This is a genomic window from Leisingera daeponensis (assembly GCF_019801465.1).
Lineage (GTDB): Bacteria > Pseudomonadota > Alphaproteobacteria > Rhodobacterales > Rhodobacteraceae > Leisingera > Leisingera daeponensis_A.
The window spans coordinates 122,029-134,748 of sequence record NZ_JAHVJA010000001.1 but is presented as its reverse complement, the minus strand read 5'-3'; the positions used below and the strand labels follow the sequence as shown (position 1 = coordinate 134,748).

Sequence of the window (12,720 nt, the reverse complement as noted above, 5' to 3'; positions counted from 1 at the left end):
GCACACCGGTCCGCTGCAGCATGGCAGCCTTCACGAAAACATTATGGGGGAGCCACAACTTAGCGCGAATCCGGGTGCAAATCAAATATTTGCGTTCCCAGGGCAAGGCAACCGGGCGGCAGCTTAGCGCCCGCCGCCTCTGGACGCCGGGCCGCATATTTCCTATATAAACCGTCGGAAAATCAAACCGGGATCCTCATGACCAACCCTGCCGAACCGCTCGAAGGCGCCCCTCTGATCGCGCCCTCCTCCGTCAGCCACCCGCTGTACGAAGCCGTCGTCGACGCCTGCCGCACCGTGTATGACCCGGAAATCCCGGTGAACATCTATGAACTGGGGCTGATCTACACCATCGACATCACTGACGAGAACGACGTGAAGATCATCATGACTCTGACCGCGCCGGGCTGCCCGGTGGCCGGCGAGATGCCGGGCTGGCTGGTCGATGCGATCTCCCCCGTGCCCGGCATCAAGAGCGTCGATGTCGAGCTCACCTGGGAGCCGCCCTGGGGCATGGAGATGATGTCTGACGAGGCCCGCCTCGAACTGGGCTTCATGTAAGCCCGGCCGCCACTCCGCTTCAGGTGTTACAAGACCTTCTTGCGCCCGTCATGCGGGCGCAACCCGGCTGTTACATTTGCGCGCCACTCTCGCCGCGAATGTGACCAACCGGAGACCTTTCCATGCGCCTTGCCCTGCCCGCGGCAGCTGCCCTGCTTTTGTCCACCGCCGCCTTCGCCGGCAATCCCCCGGCTGCGGCGGATGCGGGCCTCAGCTACGGCCCCCGCCCCGCCTATCTGATCTCCAAGCTGCCCGAGGGCGCGCTCAAGGACAACCTGCAGTCCTGCCTGGGCCAGACGCCGCAGCGCACGGATTTCTCCATCGGCCACCGCGGCGCGCCGCTGCTGTTCCCGGAGCACACCGTCGAATCCAATATCGCCGCCGCCCAGATGGGCGCGGGCATCCTGGAATGCGACGTCACCTTCACCAAGGATCTGGAGCTGGTCTGCCGTCACGCCCAGAACGACCTGCACACCACCACCAACATCCTGACCTCGGACCTGGCGGACACTTGCATTACCCCCTTCACCCCGGCGGACGGCGGGACCCCCGCCGCTGCCGAGTGCCGCACCTCCGAAATCACCCTGGCAGAGTTCCGCACCCTGCAGCCCAAGATGGACAGCGCCGACAAGACTGCCCTGACCGCCGCAGCCTATCAGGGCGGCACCGCCGGCTGGCGCTCCACCCTGTTTGCGGATGACGCCACGTCGATGACCCACGCGGAATCGATCGAGCTGTTCAAATCGCTTGGCGCCAAGTTCACCCCGGAGCTGAAATCTCCCGCGGTGGAAATGCCCTTCAACGGCTTCAGCCAGGCTGACTATGCCCAGAAGCTGATCGACGAATACAAGGCCGCCGGCATCCCGGCCTCGGACGTCTGGGCGCAAAGCTTCAACCTCGACGATGTGCTCTACTGGATTGAAAACGAGCCGGAGTTCGGCAAGCAGGCGGTGTTCCTCGACGCCAGCTACGACCTCGACGGCTTTGACCACAACAACCCGGCGACCTTCCCGCACGACTTTGCGGAGCTGCACGCCAAGGGCGTCAACTACATCGCCCCGCCGATGTGGATGCTGGTCACCTCGGAAGACGGCAAGATCGTGCCCTCGGCTTACGCCAAGGCGGCCAAGGCGGCAGGCCTCAAGCTGATCACCTGGACCCTGGAACGCTCCGGCCCGCTGGCCTCGGGCGGCGGCTGGTACTTCCAGTCGGTTTCCGGCCTGACCACCGATGACAGCATGTATTACCAGCTGCTGGATGTTCTGGCCCGGGATGTGGGGGTTGAGGGCGTGTTCTCCGACTGGCCCGCCACCACCACCTATTACGCGAACTGCATGGGGCTCTGACGCCCGTCCCTCCCCAAATGACGGACACCCCCATCACCGGCCGCCTCCCTGCCCAGGAGGCGGCCGCTTTTATTTCCGCATAACAAGTGTATGTTATTCTCCGGCCCCGCCGCATGTGGGGGTTGAGCCGCCCCCGCAGCCACCCTAGATAACAGGGGAAGCGCAAGGAGACATACATGTTCGGCATTCCCGGCAAACAGGCGGTGACCATGACGCCCAAGGCTGCGGCCCAGATCGCCAAGCTGATGATAAAGGACGGCCGCGCCGGCCTGCGCATCGGCGTCAAGAAGGGCGGCTGCGCGGGCATGGAATACACCATGGAATATGTCGACCAGGCCGACCCCAATGACGAGGTGGTCGAGCAAGACGGCGCCCGCATCCTGATCGCCCCGATGGCGCAGATGTTCCTGTTCGGCACCGAGATCGACTATGAGGTGACGCTCTTGGAAAGCGGCTTCAAGTTTAACAACCCCAATGTCGCCGAGGCCTGCGGCTGCGGCGAGTCGATCTCCTTCAAGGAAGTGCCCGGCAGCTGATCCGGCGCATCAGGGAAGACAGCAGCGGGCGGGGGCTTCCCCGCCCTTTTGCGTTCCCGGCGGGCGCGCAAGCGAATTGCGCCGCCCCGCTGCCGGTGCTACCAGTCACGCCCAAACAGGACATTCGGAGGCACCCCCATGCGGCGGAAACTGGCAGCAGGCAATTGGAAGATGAACGGCACTGGCGACAGCCTGGCTGAACTGGCGGCCCTGGCCGAAAGCCATGGCGCCCCCGCCGCCGACATCCTGATCTGCCCGCCCGCCACCCTGCTGTCGCGCGCCGCGGACACCGCCCGGGGCAGCGCCGTTGCCATCGGCGGCCAGGACTGCCACGCAAACGCCTCCGGCGCCCACACCGGCGATCTGTCGGCCGCCATGCTCAAGGATGCAGGCGCCTCCGCAGTGATCCTCGGCCACTCCGAGCGCCGCGCCGACCACGGCGAAAGAGACGCCCAGATCTGTGCCAAGGCAGAAGCCGCCATCGGCGAGGGCCTCACTGCCGTTATCTGCATCGGCGAAACCCTGGCGGAACGCGAGGCCGGCGACACGCTGAAAGTGGCCGGCACCCAGCTGGCAGGCTCCGTCCCTGCCTCGGCCGCCGGCGCCAACACCGTGATCGCCTATGAACCGGTCTGGGCCATCGGCACCGGCAAGGTCCCGACGCTGGAACAGATCGCCGAAGTCCACGATTTCCTGCGCGCCGAACTCACCAGCCGCTTCGGTGCCGAAACAGCAGACAGCATCCGCCTGCTCTACGGCGGCTCGGTCAAGCCGTCCAACGCAGCTGAAATCTTCGCCGTCTCCAACGTCGACGGTGCGCTTGTGGGCGGCGCCAGCCTCAAGGCCGCAGATTTCTCCCCGATCATCAGCGCATTGGAAAACAGCTGACATACCGCTGCGGCGCAAACCTCGGGATTGAGTATTTCCAGAAAGATGAAACTCAGGCAGTTTTCACCTTTGCCAAATACTCCGGGGTGAATTGGCCCGAAGGGGCAAGAGGGGCAGCGCCCCTGCCCTGAAATGAAAAACGCCCCGGTGTCCCGGGGCGTTTCTTTTTGCGAACTTTCCTAGTTCGTTATGATCTCCGGCCCCATCACCGCATTTGGCAGCACGGTGGACAGCCAGGGCACATAGGTGATCAGGATCAGGAAAACGAACAGCACGGCCAGGAACGGCAGCGCCGCGCGCACCACCCCCATCATCGGCATCCCCGCCACGCCCGAGGTCACAAACAGGTTCAGGCCCACCGGCGGTGTGATCATGCCGATCTCCATGTTCACCACCATGATGATGCCCAGATGGATCGGGTCGATGCCCAGCTCGATGGCAATCGGGAACACCAGCGGCGCCACGATCACCAGCAGGCCCGAGGGCTCCATGAACTGGCCGCCGATCAGCAGGATCACGTTGACGACGATCAGGAACATCACCGGCCCGAAGCCCGCCGACAGCATCGCGTTGGCGATATGCTGCGGCACCTGCTCATCGGTCAGCACATGCTTCAGGATCAGCGCGTTGGCGATCACGAACATCAACGTCACGGTCAGCTTGCCCGCCTCGAACAGCGTGTGCTTGGTGTCGCTGTGGAAGATGGCCGTGACCAGCGCATAAGGCTTCTTGATCAGCGGTGTTTTCGCTTCACCCTCGCCGTTCGACAGCGGCCCCATGTCCTTGTACACAAAAGACGCGATCAGGAAGGCATAGACCGCCGCCACAGCTGCCGCTTCAGTCGGGGTGAAAATACCGCCATAGATGCCGCCCAGGATGATCACGATCAGGAACAGGCCCCAGCCGGCCTCACGGCCCGAGGTGATGATCTCGCCCCAGCCCTTCCACTCGCCCTTCGGCAGGTTCTTGACCTTGGCCATCACGTAGATGGTGACCATCAGGAACAGTCCTGCCAGCAGGCCCGGGATGACGCCCGCCAGGAACATCCGCCCGACGGAAACCTCAACCGCCGCCGCATAGACCACCATCACAATCGACGGCGGGATCAGGATACCCAGGGTGCCTGCGTTACAGATCACGCCGGCCGCGAACTCCTTGGTGTAGCCCACCTGCCGCATGCCCGCGATCACGATGGAGCCGATGGCCACAACGGTGGCAGGCGAGGAGCCGGACAGCGCCGCAAACAGCATACAGGCAAAGACGCCGGCAATTGCCAGACCGCCGGGAAGATGGCCCACGCAGGCGATGGAGAAGCGGATGATCCGCCGCGCCACGCCGCCGGTTGTCATGAAACTGGACGCCAGGATGAAGAACGGAATCGCCAGCAGGGTGAAATGCCCTTCAAAGGCCTCAAACAGCGTGCCCGCAACAGAGGCCAGCGAACTGTCAGAATAGATCAGCAGAAAGATGGTGGAGCTGAGACCCAGCGAGACCGCAATCGGTACCCCGATCAGCAACAGGCCGATCACCATCGCAAAGAGGATTACCACTTCCATCAGTCATGCTCCCCGCGCTGCGCCTGCACTTCCGCAATTTCATCTTCAACTTCATGGCTGGCGACCAGCCGGTCGGCCTCGCCGCGGGCAATCTGCAGCGCCGCCTGGGCGAAGCGGAACACCAGGAGCAGCATCGACACCGGCAGCACCACATAAGGCACCACTTTCGGCAGCTTCTCGTAGGAGTCGCCGTAATTGATCAGGTCTTCCAGGAACTTGAAGACCCCCACCATCGGCACGTCCTGCACTTCATAGAAGCTCTGCGAGCGCGCCTTGAAATCCAGCCCGGTCGGGAACCAGCGGCCCGAGGTGGGCGGCAGGTCGGCAAACACCGCCCAGTAGTCATAGGCGCCTTTCAGCAGCAGCAGCGAAAACACCAGGCAGCAGGCCACAGCAAACAGGCCCACCGCCATGCGCGCGCCGGGCGCCAGCATGTTGACGATGGCATCGACACCCAGATGCGCATGGGCCTTGACCGCATAGGACGCGCCCAGCAGCACCAGCCAGGCAAACAGGAACACGGTGAGCTCAAGCGCCCACAGGATGTTGGAATTGAATACAAACCGCGCGATCACATTGGCGAATGTTATCGCCGTCATCAGCCCCAGCAGGAGCGCGATCAGAGTTTCTTCGAGTGAGTTGATAAGCCCGCTCGGGCCGGTTCTGGACCCCGCCATGGCTGCCTCCCAAATTTTGCGGAAAGGGGTGCAGGCGGCGGATCCCCGCGCCGCCTGCGGATACGGGGCGCCCATGGGGGCACCCCGGATAGGCCCGGTTTACAGGCCCGCGTTGATGGCTTGCGCGGCGTCGATCTTTTCCTGGCCGACGTCGCCTGCGAATTTCTCCCAGACCGGCTTCATCGCCTCGACCCAGGCCGCGCGCTGCTCGGGGGTCAGCTCGCGCACCACGCCGCCGGCATCGATGATCGCCTGCTTGGCCTCGCCGTTCACCTTGGTCGACTCGGCGTTGCGCACCGCGGTCACCTCGTTCAGGATGGTCAGGAACTGGTCGCGCACCTCGGGCTCCAGGCTGTCCAGCCAGTCGACGGAGGTCACCACCAGGTAATCCAGCGCGCCGTGATTGGTCTCGGTGATGCCGTCCTGCACCTCAAAGAACTTCTTGCCGTAGATGTTGGACCAGGTGTTCTCCTGGCCGTCCACAACTCCCTGCTGCAGCGCGCCGTAGACTTCCGAGAACGCCATCTTCTGGGGCGAGCCGCCGATCGCTTCCATCTGCGCCACCAGCACGTCCGAGGATTGCACCCGGAACTTCAGCCCGTTGGCGTCCGACGGCTCCACCAGCGGCTTGTTGGCCGACATCTGCTTCATGCCGTTGTGCCAGTAGGCCAGGCCCTGCAGGCCCCGGCGCTGCATCGAGTTCAGCATCTCCTGGCCGGTTTCGGAGGCCTGGAAGGCATCCACGGCTTCGATGCTCTTGAACATGAACGGCAGGTCGAACAGGCGGAACTGCTTGGTGAACTTCTCAAACTTCGACAGGCTCGGCGCCGCCAGCTGCACGTCGCCCTGCAGCATCGCTTCCAGCACCTTGTTGTCGTTATACAGCGTGGAGTTCGGATAGACCTCCATGCACATGGTGCCATTCATTTCCTCATTCACCCGCTTTTCCAGCAGTGCCGCGGCGATCCCCTTGGGGTGCTTGTCGGTGTTGGTGACATGGCTGAACTTCACCACGATCTCGCCGTCGTCACAGGCAGCGCTTGCCGCGCCTGCGGTTACAGCCAGTGCCAGTGCGGCGGCGGTAGTGGTCAGGAATTTCATGGTTTTTCCTCCCAGAAAAATCGTCTGTTGATCCGATGTCGATCCCAGCGCATGGCTGAGGTCCGCCCAGAGCATCCCAAGTTGCGGAAATCCGCTCAACAATTGATTCGGGAATCACATTGAAACATGATTTTCCGCAGTTTTGCATAGGCTTACGGAGCGGCCCAAAGGCGATCAGGCCGCGCCCTGCAAAAGCTGTGCGAAATCCCGCACAGGGCACTCCGGGCTTTGTGCGGAAATCCGCACAAATGTTAGCGCCCGACAGGCTTGCGGGAATCATAGGGCTTTTTTCAACCGGCACGTCTACGCCTGCCGCACTGCCGGAGGCACACCGCTGGTTTGACAAACAGGCAGTTGCAAACCGGGCCGCAAGCGGCTTGGTCATAAACGGTGTTGCGCAGCCACCGCACGCACCGCTTGCCGCTCCTTAACCCGGGCTTGCAATACTGCTTCCCGTCGCGACACCGGTGCGGACTGACACCCCGCACCTCCAGGAGATCACAGGGCCCCCGAGACCACCTCTTTGTTGGGTGCAGGGGCGTCCCGCACTGAAGGCTTCAGCGGACAGGGGGGCTTGCGACCCCCGTCCTCCCTCCGCCCATGGCCCCAACGGGGCTTTCCGGCGGCGCCGCCTCCTTGACTACCCCGGCTTCAGCGCCGGACAGAACGAACCGCAAGGCTCCCAGGCCCAGCGCCCTCAGCGGCGGTAATCCTCGGGCCGGATGCCATAGCGGGCCAGCTTGTCATAAAACGTCTTGCGCGGCAGCTTCAGGGCTTCCGCGGCCGCAGCCGCGCGCCCGTTGGCGCGGCCCAGCGCCGCGATCAGCAACGACCGCTCCACCTGCGCCATCTGCTCCGCCAGCCCCAGACCCGCTGCCGCCGAGGCCTCCTCCGGCATCCCCAGCACAAACCGCATCGCCGCAGACATCAGCGACCGCGCATTGCCCGGCCAGTCCTGCGCCATCAGCGCCGCCAGATGCTCCTGGCTGATTTCCGGCGGCTCGATCCCCGCCTGCTCCGCCGCCTGCGCCACGTAATGGCGGAACAGCACCGGGATATCGCCCGGCCGCTCCGCCAGCGACGGGATCCGCACCCGCATCACATCCAGCCGGTAGAACAGGTCCGGGCTGAATGCGCCCGCCTCCGCCCTGCCCGCCAGATCGGCGCTGGAGCCCGCGATGATCCGCACGCCGCCGCCCTGTTCCAGCTGCGCCAGCAGCGCGTACTGCGCCGCCTCCGGCAGCGCCTGCACCTCGTCCAGGAACAATGACCCGCCCGCCGCCTCCTGGCACAGTTGCGCCACCGTCTCCGCTGCCAGCCCGGCGGCGGGGCGCTTCACAAACGGCCCCTGCCCCGCGGGCGACATCAGGTGGATGACCTCCGCCACCTTGGATATGCCGCTGCCCGGCGCGCCGGTGACCAGAACCTCCGCGCCGGTCGGTGCCACCGCCCGCACCCGCTGACGCATTTCCCGGGCCTGCGGCGAGGTGCCGAACAGCAGCCGCGCCGCCGGATCGCCGCTCTCCAGCTGGTGCTTCAGGCGCCGGTTCTCCAGCACCAGCGCCCGGGTCTTCAGCGCCCGCTCCAGCACCGGCAGGAAATCGGCGGGCGCACAGGGTTTCTCGAGGAAATCAAACGCCCCCTGCGACATCGCCTTCACCGCCATCGGAATGTCGCCCTCGCCAGTCAGCAGCACCACCGGCAGCTCATCGTCGGCACCCCGCGCATAGTCCAGCAGGTGGAACCCGTCCCGCCCCGGCATCCGGATGTCGGACACGATAATGCCGTCGAACGCAGGGGTGATGTGGTCCTTGGCCGCCACGAAGGATCCGCAGACCACCACCTCCAGATCATTCAGCTCCAGCGTCTGCGCCAGCGCCTCGCGCACCGCCGCGTCATCATCCACTAAGAGAACCTTGCGGGTCATGCGGCGTCTCCCTTTTCTTCACCTTCGCGCCACGGCTCCAGCTCCACCGTGAACACGGCACCGCCGCCGGTGTTGGCGCCGCGGATATTGCCGCCGAAGCTCTGCACCAGGCCATAGGAGATCGACAGCCCCAGCCCCATGCCCTCTGAGCTGCCCACCGCCTTGGTGGAATAAAAGGGGTCGAACATCTTCTCCGGCTCCTTGATGCCGGGGCCGCTGTCCTGCACCCGCACCTGAAGGCGCGGACCGGTATCGACGCAGATGGAGATCACTTTCTCCATCTGCCCCTGCATCGCATCCGCTGCGTTGTTGATCAGGTTCACGAAGACCTGCGTCAGCCGCACCTCGCCGCCCCAGGCATGGACCGGTCCGCTGCAGGCCGCGGCATCCCAGCGCAGGTCGATATGATCCGCCTTCAGGCGCGGCGCCGTCAGCTCCACGGCGGCGTCGATCACCCTGACCAGGTCGACCCGCCCCATCGGCTCGCTCTCATTGCGGGCAAAGGCGCGCAGATTCTTGATGATCCGCGCCATCCGCGCCGCCATGTCGGCAATCCGGCCCAGGTTCTCGCCGGTCCGCTCCGCCTTTCCGCGCGCCAGGAAAGCGGCGCCGTTCTCGGCATACTGCTGAATCGCCATCAGCGGCTGGTTCAGCTCATGGCTGATGCCTGCGGACATCTGGCCCAGCGCCGACAGCTTGCCCGCCTGCACCAGCTCCTGCTGCGCCCGTTTCAGGGCCGCCTCGGCCTCCTCCCGCTCGTGCACCTCACGGCGCAATTGCGCGTTGGCCGCAGACAGGTCGCGGGTGCGCTGCTCGACCCGGCTTTCCAGAACCGCGTTGGCCTCCGCCAGGGTGCGCCGCCGCTCCATCACGATGAACAGAAGGGCGCCGAACGCCAGGCACACCGCCGCCAGCGCTGCCGCCTGCAGCGCCGCAATCCGCCGGGCCGGGGCCACATCGACCAGGATCTCCCCGGTCATGCCGATGACCGGCAGCCCGACCGACAGATGCAGCGCCCGGGCGGGCAGATAGGGGCTGCCCTCCAGGCGCCAGATCTCATGCCCGCCGTGGAAATCCCTTCCCGTCACCCTTGGGGTCTCCCCCGCCGCGCCGCGCCGCCAGAACAGCAGTTCCGAGCGGTTGGCGATAAAGACCACGCCGCTGCCGTTGGTGAAGAAGACCGCCGGCAAGGAGCCGCGCCAGGTCTGTTCCACATCGCCGACATCCGCGACCACCACCAGCGCGCCGCGTACCTGGCCGTCCTCCGCAAAGGCCGGCGCGGCGTAGAAATAGGACCGCTTGCCTTCCGGCTGCAGCACCCCGTGGCCGGTGCCCAGCGCCCCCTGCGTGGCCCGGATGAAATACTCTTCCTGCGCGACGCTGGCGCCGGTCACCCCTTCGGCCGCGGCCAGCACCCGGCCGTCGGCGGCGGCAAAAAACACATCCAGCGCCGCCGTCTTGTCCGCCACCTGCCGCAACAGCTCCGCCGCCCGCTCCCGCGCCGCCGGGGTGGATAAATCCGTGAGCGCCGGGTGCCCGGCCGTCAGCACCGCCAGCTCCTGGTAGACCTGCAGCTGGGTGCTGACCCGGTCCGAGGCCAGCGCCAGATCCGCCGCGCTGCGCTCTGCCAGGCTGTCCAGCGCCTGGCGGTATCCGTAAGACCAGACCATCAGCGCCAATGCCGCCACGGCCACCAGGAACCCGGCCGGCAGGCTCCAGCGAAGAACTTTATGTGTATTCATTGCGGCACGTTATCAAAGCGGCCCTTGCATTGGCCAGATGCAACGGCAACAACCGGCATATGAAGACCTTGATCCAATCCCCCACCGATCCAGCCTTTGTGCAGGACCCCTACCCCTTCTATGCCGCCGCCCAGGCCGCAGGCCAGCTGCACCGCTGGCAGGACTACGGCATGGTTGCCGCCTTCGGCCATTCCGCCGTGCACATGCTGCTGCGCGACCGCCGCTTCGGCCGTGAGGTGCCGCAGGAGCTGCGCACCGAGGCGCCCGCCCATCTTGCTCCGTTCCTGGCTGCGGAAGCGCATTCGATGCTGGATGCCGAACCGCCCCGCCACACCCGCTTGCGCAAGCTGGTGATGCGCGCCTTCACCTCGCGCGGGATCGCAGCGCTGGAACCGGGCATCAGGGACCTGTGCCACCAGCTGATCGATGCCTTCCCGGACCGGCCCTTCGACCTGCTGGACGCCTATTGCACCCAGGTTCCGGTCATTGCCATCTGCCGCCTGCTGGGCGTGCCGGAGGACATGGCGCCGCAGCTGCTGGACTGGTCGCACAGGATGGTGGCGATGTATCAGGCGGCGCGCACCGGGGCGACCGAACATGCCGCGGCGCAGGCGTCGCAGGAATTCACGGACTTCCTGCGCGGCTACATAGAGGAGCGCCGCAGCGATCCCCGCGAGGACCTGATCACCCGGCTGATCGCGGCGGAGGAGGAAGGCGACGCCCTGTCCACTGATGAACTGATCGGCACCTGCATCCTGCTGCTGAACGCAGGCCACGAGGCCACGGTGCATTCGCTCGGCAACGGCGTGAAAACGATGCTGCAGCAGGGCTGGCAACCGGACTGGCTGGCGCCGGAGGGCATCGAGGGGCTGGTGGAGGAAATCCTCCGCTTCGACCCGCCGCTGCACATGTTCACCCGCTACGCCTATGAGGAGGCGGAGGTCTTCGGCCACACCTTCCGGCGCGGGGACCAGGTGGCGCTGCTTTTGGGCGCCGCCAACCGCGACCCGAAGGCGCTGGACGATCCGCACCGTTTCGACCCGGCCCGGCCGCCCAAGGTGAACAAGAGCTTCGGCGGCGGCCTGCACTTCTGCGTCGGCGCGCCGCTGGCGCGGCTGGAAATGCAGATCGCCCTGCCGGTTCTGTTCGAGCGCTGCCCGGGCCTGAAACTGGCAGCCGCGCCGGAATACTCCAACACGTACCACTTCCACGGGCTCACGCGGCTGATTGTCACCCGCACCTGAGAACCGGGGTGCTCCCGCCCGCGCGGCAGGGATCAAAGATCCCCTGGCGCGGTTGGGCCGGGCGCCGCTGACGCGGCGCGGCGCCCCTAATTCACCTTTGGCCAAATACTCCGGGGGTGAGGCGCGCCGGCGCCGAGGGGACAGCGCCCCCTTCTTCCCTCCTGCGTTCGCCGCAACGTCACTCCGGCAGAGCCGACAGGGCCGACATGCAGGGGCCGTCCAGCAGCCAGTCCCGGAACGCGGCCACCTTGGGGTCGTTCCATTTCTGCCGCTCGCCGATCAGCGCATAGGCGCCGTCCGGGGTGCCGCAGGTCATGCCCGGGAACGGCAGCACCAGGTCGCCACGGGCCAGTTCCTCCCGGCACAGGGCCAGATCCGCCATCACCACCCCCGCCCCCATCACCGCCGCGCGGGTGGCCATGTCGAGATTCGGGAACACCTCGCCGCTGCCGGCGTCCACCTGCTCCACCCCGAAATGCTGCACCCATGCCGCCCAGTCGGCGCGGCGCGGGCTTTCATGCAGCAGCCGCTGGCCCGCCAGTGCCGCCGGGCCATCCGCCAGCGCCGGCAGCAGCGACGGCGCGCAGGCCGGGGCCAGCACCATTTCGAACAGCGGCAGCACCTCGATGTCCGGCGGCCGCCCGGGCCGGTTCTGCAGGGAAATGCCGAGGTCGTATTCCGCAACCTCAAACCCTTTGTAGCTGTAAAAATCCGTGGTCAGCCTCAGCTTGATTTCCGGATGCGCGGCGCGGAACTGCTCCAGCTGCGGCAGCAGCCAGCGGATCGACAGCGTCGGCGGGCAGATCACCCGCAGCTCCGACGCATCCGCGGCGACCCGCTCCACCTCGCGCAGCATCTTTGCGAAGGCCTCGGTCAGCACCGGGTAAAGCCGCTGCCCCGCCGTTGTCAGCTCCACCCCGCGGGCATTACGGTGGAACAGCAGCACGCCGATGTGCTCCTCCAGGATCTTCACCTGACGGCTGATGGCGCCGCGCGTGACGAACAGTTCGTCCGCAGCGGCAATGAACCCCTGATGGCGGGCGGCGGCCTCGAAGGCGCGCAGAGCGTTGAGGGGCGGCAGGCGCATACCATCACCTTGGATCAGCTTTCCTGATCCAAGGTGGAGAATAACTGGTTTGCGC

11 protein-coding genes are annotated in these 12,720 nt (G+C 65.8%); 5 read left to right on the top strand and 6 right to left on the bottom strand.

What is annotated here, in order from left to right; all coding sequences use genetic code 11:
• The first annotated feature begins 198 nt into the window (after positions 1–198).
• From KUV26_RS00660 to tpiA, 4 genes are all read left to right on the top strand, one after another.
• Positions 199–561, top strand: coding sequence for an SUF system Fe-S cluster assembly protein (locus KUV26_RS00660; RefSeq protein ID WP_222502215.1), 363 nt, complete (start codon positions 199–201; stop codon positions 559–561).
• A gap of 122 nt (positions 562–683) precedes the next feature.
• Positions 684–1,907, top strand: coding sequence for a glycerophosphodiester phosphodiesterase family protein (locus KUV26_RS00655; protein ID WP_261399694.1), 1,224 nt, complete (start codon positions 684–686; stop codon positions 1,905–1,907).
• Positions 1,908–2,083: 176 nt separating this feature from the next.
• Complete coding sequence (locus KUV26_RS00650) at positions 2,084–2,443, top strand: HesB/IscA family protein (protein ID WP_222502214.1); 360 nt, start codon at positions 2,084–2,086, stop codon at positions 2,441–2,443.
• A 138-nt stretch (positions 2,444–2,581) separates the two neighbouring features.
• On the top strand, positions 2,582–3,331 hold the full coding sequence (gene tpiA, locus KUV26_RS00645; RefSeq protein WP_222506996.1) for a triose-phosphate isomerase: 750 nt from the start codon (positions 2,582–2,584) through the stop codon (positions 3,329–3,331).
• A gap of 179 nt (positions 3,332–3,510) precedes the next feature.
• Here tpiA and KUV26_RS00640 read toward each other — a convergent pair whose 3' ends face one another.
• From KUV26_RS00640 to KUV26_RS00620, 5 genes are all read right to left on the bottom strand, one after another.
• Positions 3,511–4,887 (bottom strand): TRAP transporter large permease, encoded by a 1,377-nt coding sequence (locus KUV26_RS00640; protein ID WP_222506995.1) that lies wholly within the window; start codon positions 4,885–4,887, stop codon positions 3,511–3,513.
• The gene (locus KUV26_RS00635) at positions 4,887–5,564 is read right to left on the bottom strand and encodes a TRAP transporter small permease (RefSeq protein WP_222506994.1); all 678 of its coding nucleotides are present in this window, start codon (positions 5,562–5,564) and stop codon (positions 4,887–4,889) included. Before KUV26_RS00635 ends, KUV26_RS00640 begins: the two co-directional genes overlap by 1 nt.
• Positions 5,565–5,663: 99 nt before the next feature.
• A complete protein-coding gene (locus KUV26_RS00630; RefSeq protein ID WP_222506993.1) occupies positions 5,664–6,665 on the bottom strand; it encodes a DctP family TRAP transporter solute-binding subunit in 1,002 nt (333 codons plus the stop codon).
• Between the two features lie 697 nt (positions 6,666–7,362).
• The gene (locus KUV26_RS00625; RefSeq protein ID WP_222502209.1) at positions 7,363–8,592 is read right to left on the bottom strand and encodes a sigma-54-dependent transcriptional regulator; all 1,230 of its coding nucleotides are present in this window, start codon (positions 8,590–8,592) and stop codon (positions 7,363–7,365) included.
• A complete protein-coding gene (locus KUV26_RS00620; RefSeq protein WP_222506992.1) occupies positions 8,589–10,334 on the bottom strand; it encodes an ATP-binding protein in 1,746 nt (581 codons plus the stop codon). The genes KUV26_RS00625 and KUV26_RS00620 overlap by 4 nt, the downstream gene beginning before the upstream one ends.
• Before the next feature lie 59 nt (positions 10,335–10,393).
• On the opposite strand from KUV26_RS00620, the gene KUV26_RS00615 reads away from it, so the two are divergent.
• Positions 10,394–11,578 (top strand): cytochrome P450, encoded by a 1,185-nt coding sequence (locus KUV26_RS00615; protein WP_222506991.1) that lies wholly within the window; start codon positions 10,394–10,396, stop codon positions 11,576–11,578.
• Between the two features lie 178 nt (positions 11,579–11,756).
• On the opposite strand, the gene KUV26_RS00610 is transcribed toward KUV26_RS00615, so the two are convergent.
• Positions 11,757–12,665 carry a LysR substrate-binding domain-containing protein gene (locus tag KUV26_RS00610; RefSeq protein WP_222502206.1) on the bottom strand — a complete coding sequence of 303 codons (909 nt, stop codon included), beginning with the start codon at positions 12,663–12,665 and terminating at the stop codon, positions 11,757–11,759.
• Positions 12,666–12,720: the final 55 nt, after the last annotated feature.

Excerpts from the sequence above, each read along its gene's own strand:
- KUV26_RS00660 (WP_222502215.1), top strand. The coding sequence starts at position 199 with ATGACCAACCCTGCCGAACCGCTCGAAGGCGCCCCTCTGATCGCGCCC.
- KUV26_RS00655 (WP_261399694.1), top strand. The coding sequence starts at position 684 with ATGCGCCTTGCCCTGCCCGCGGCAGCTGCCCTGCTTTTGTCCACCGCC.
- KUV26_RS00650 (WP_222502214.1), top strand. The coding sequence starts at position 2,084 with ATGTTCGGCATTCCCGGCAAACAGGCGGTGACCATGACGCCCAAGGCT.
- tpiA (WP_222506996.1), top strand. The coding sequence starts at position 2,582 with ATGCGGCGGAAACTGGCAGCAGGCAATTGGAAGATGAACGGCACTGGC.
- KUV26_RS00640 (WP_222506995.1), bottom strand. The coding sequence starts at position 4,887 with ATGGAAGTGGTAATCCTCTTTGCGATGGTGATCGGCCTGTTGCTGATC.
- KUV26_RS00635 (WP_222506994.1), bottom strand. The coding sequence starts at position 5,564 with ATGGCGGGGTCCAGAACCGGCCCGAGCGGGCTTATCAACTCACTCGAA.
- KUV26_RS00630 (WP_222506993.1), bottom strand. The coding sequence starts at position 6,665 with ATGAAATTCCTGACCACTACCGCCGCCGCACTGGCACTGGCTGTAACC.
- KUV26_RS00625 (WP_222502209.1), bottom strand. The coding sequence starts at position 8,592 with ATGACCCGCAAGGTTCTCTTAGTGGATGATGACGCGGCGGTGCGCGAG.
- KUV26_RS00620 (WP_222506992.1), bottom strand. The coding sequence starts at position 10,334 with ATGAATACACATAAAGTTCTTCGCTGGAGCCTGCCGGCCGGGTTCCTG.
- KUV26_RS00615 (WP_222506991.1), top strand. The coding sequence starts at position 10,394 with ATGAAGACCTTGATCCAATCCCCCACCGATCCAGCCTTTGTGCAGGAC.
- KUV26_RS00610 (WP_222502206.1), bottom strand. The coding sequence starts at position 12,665 with ATGCGCCTGCCGCCCCTCAACGCTCTGCGCGCCTTCGAGGCCGCCGCC.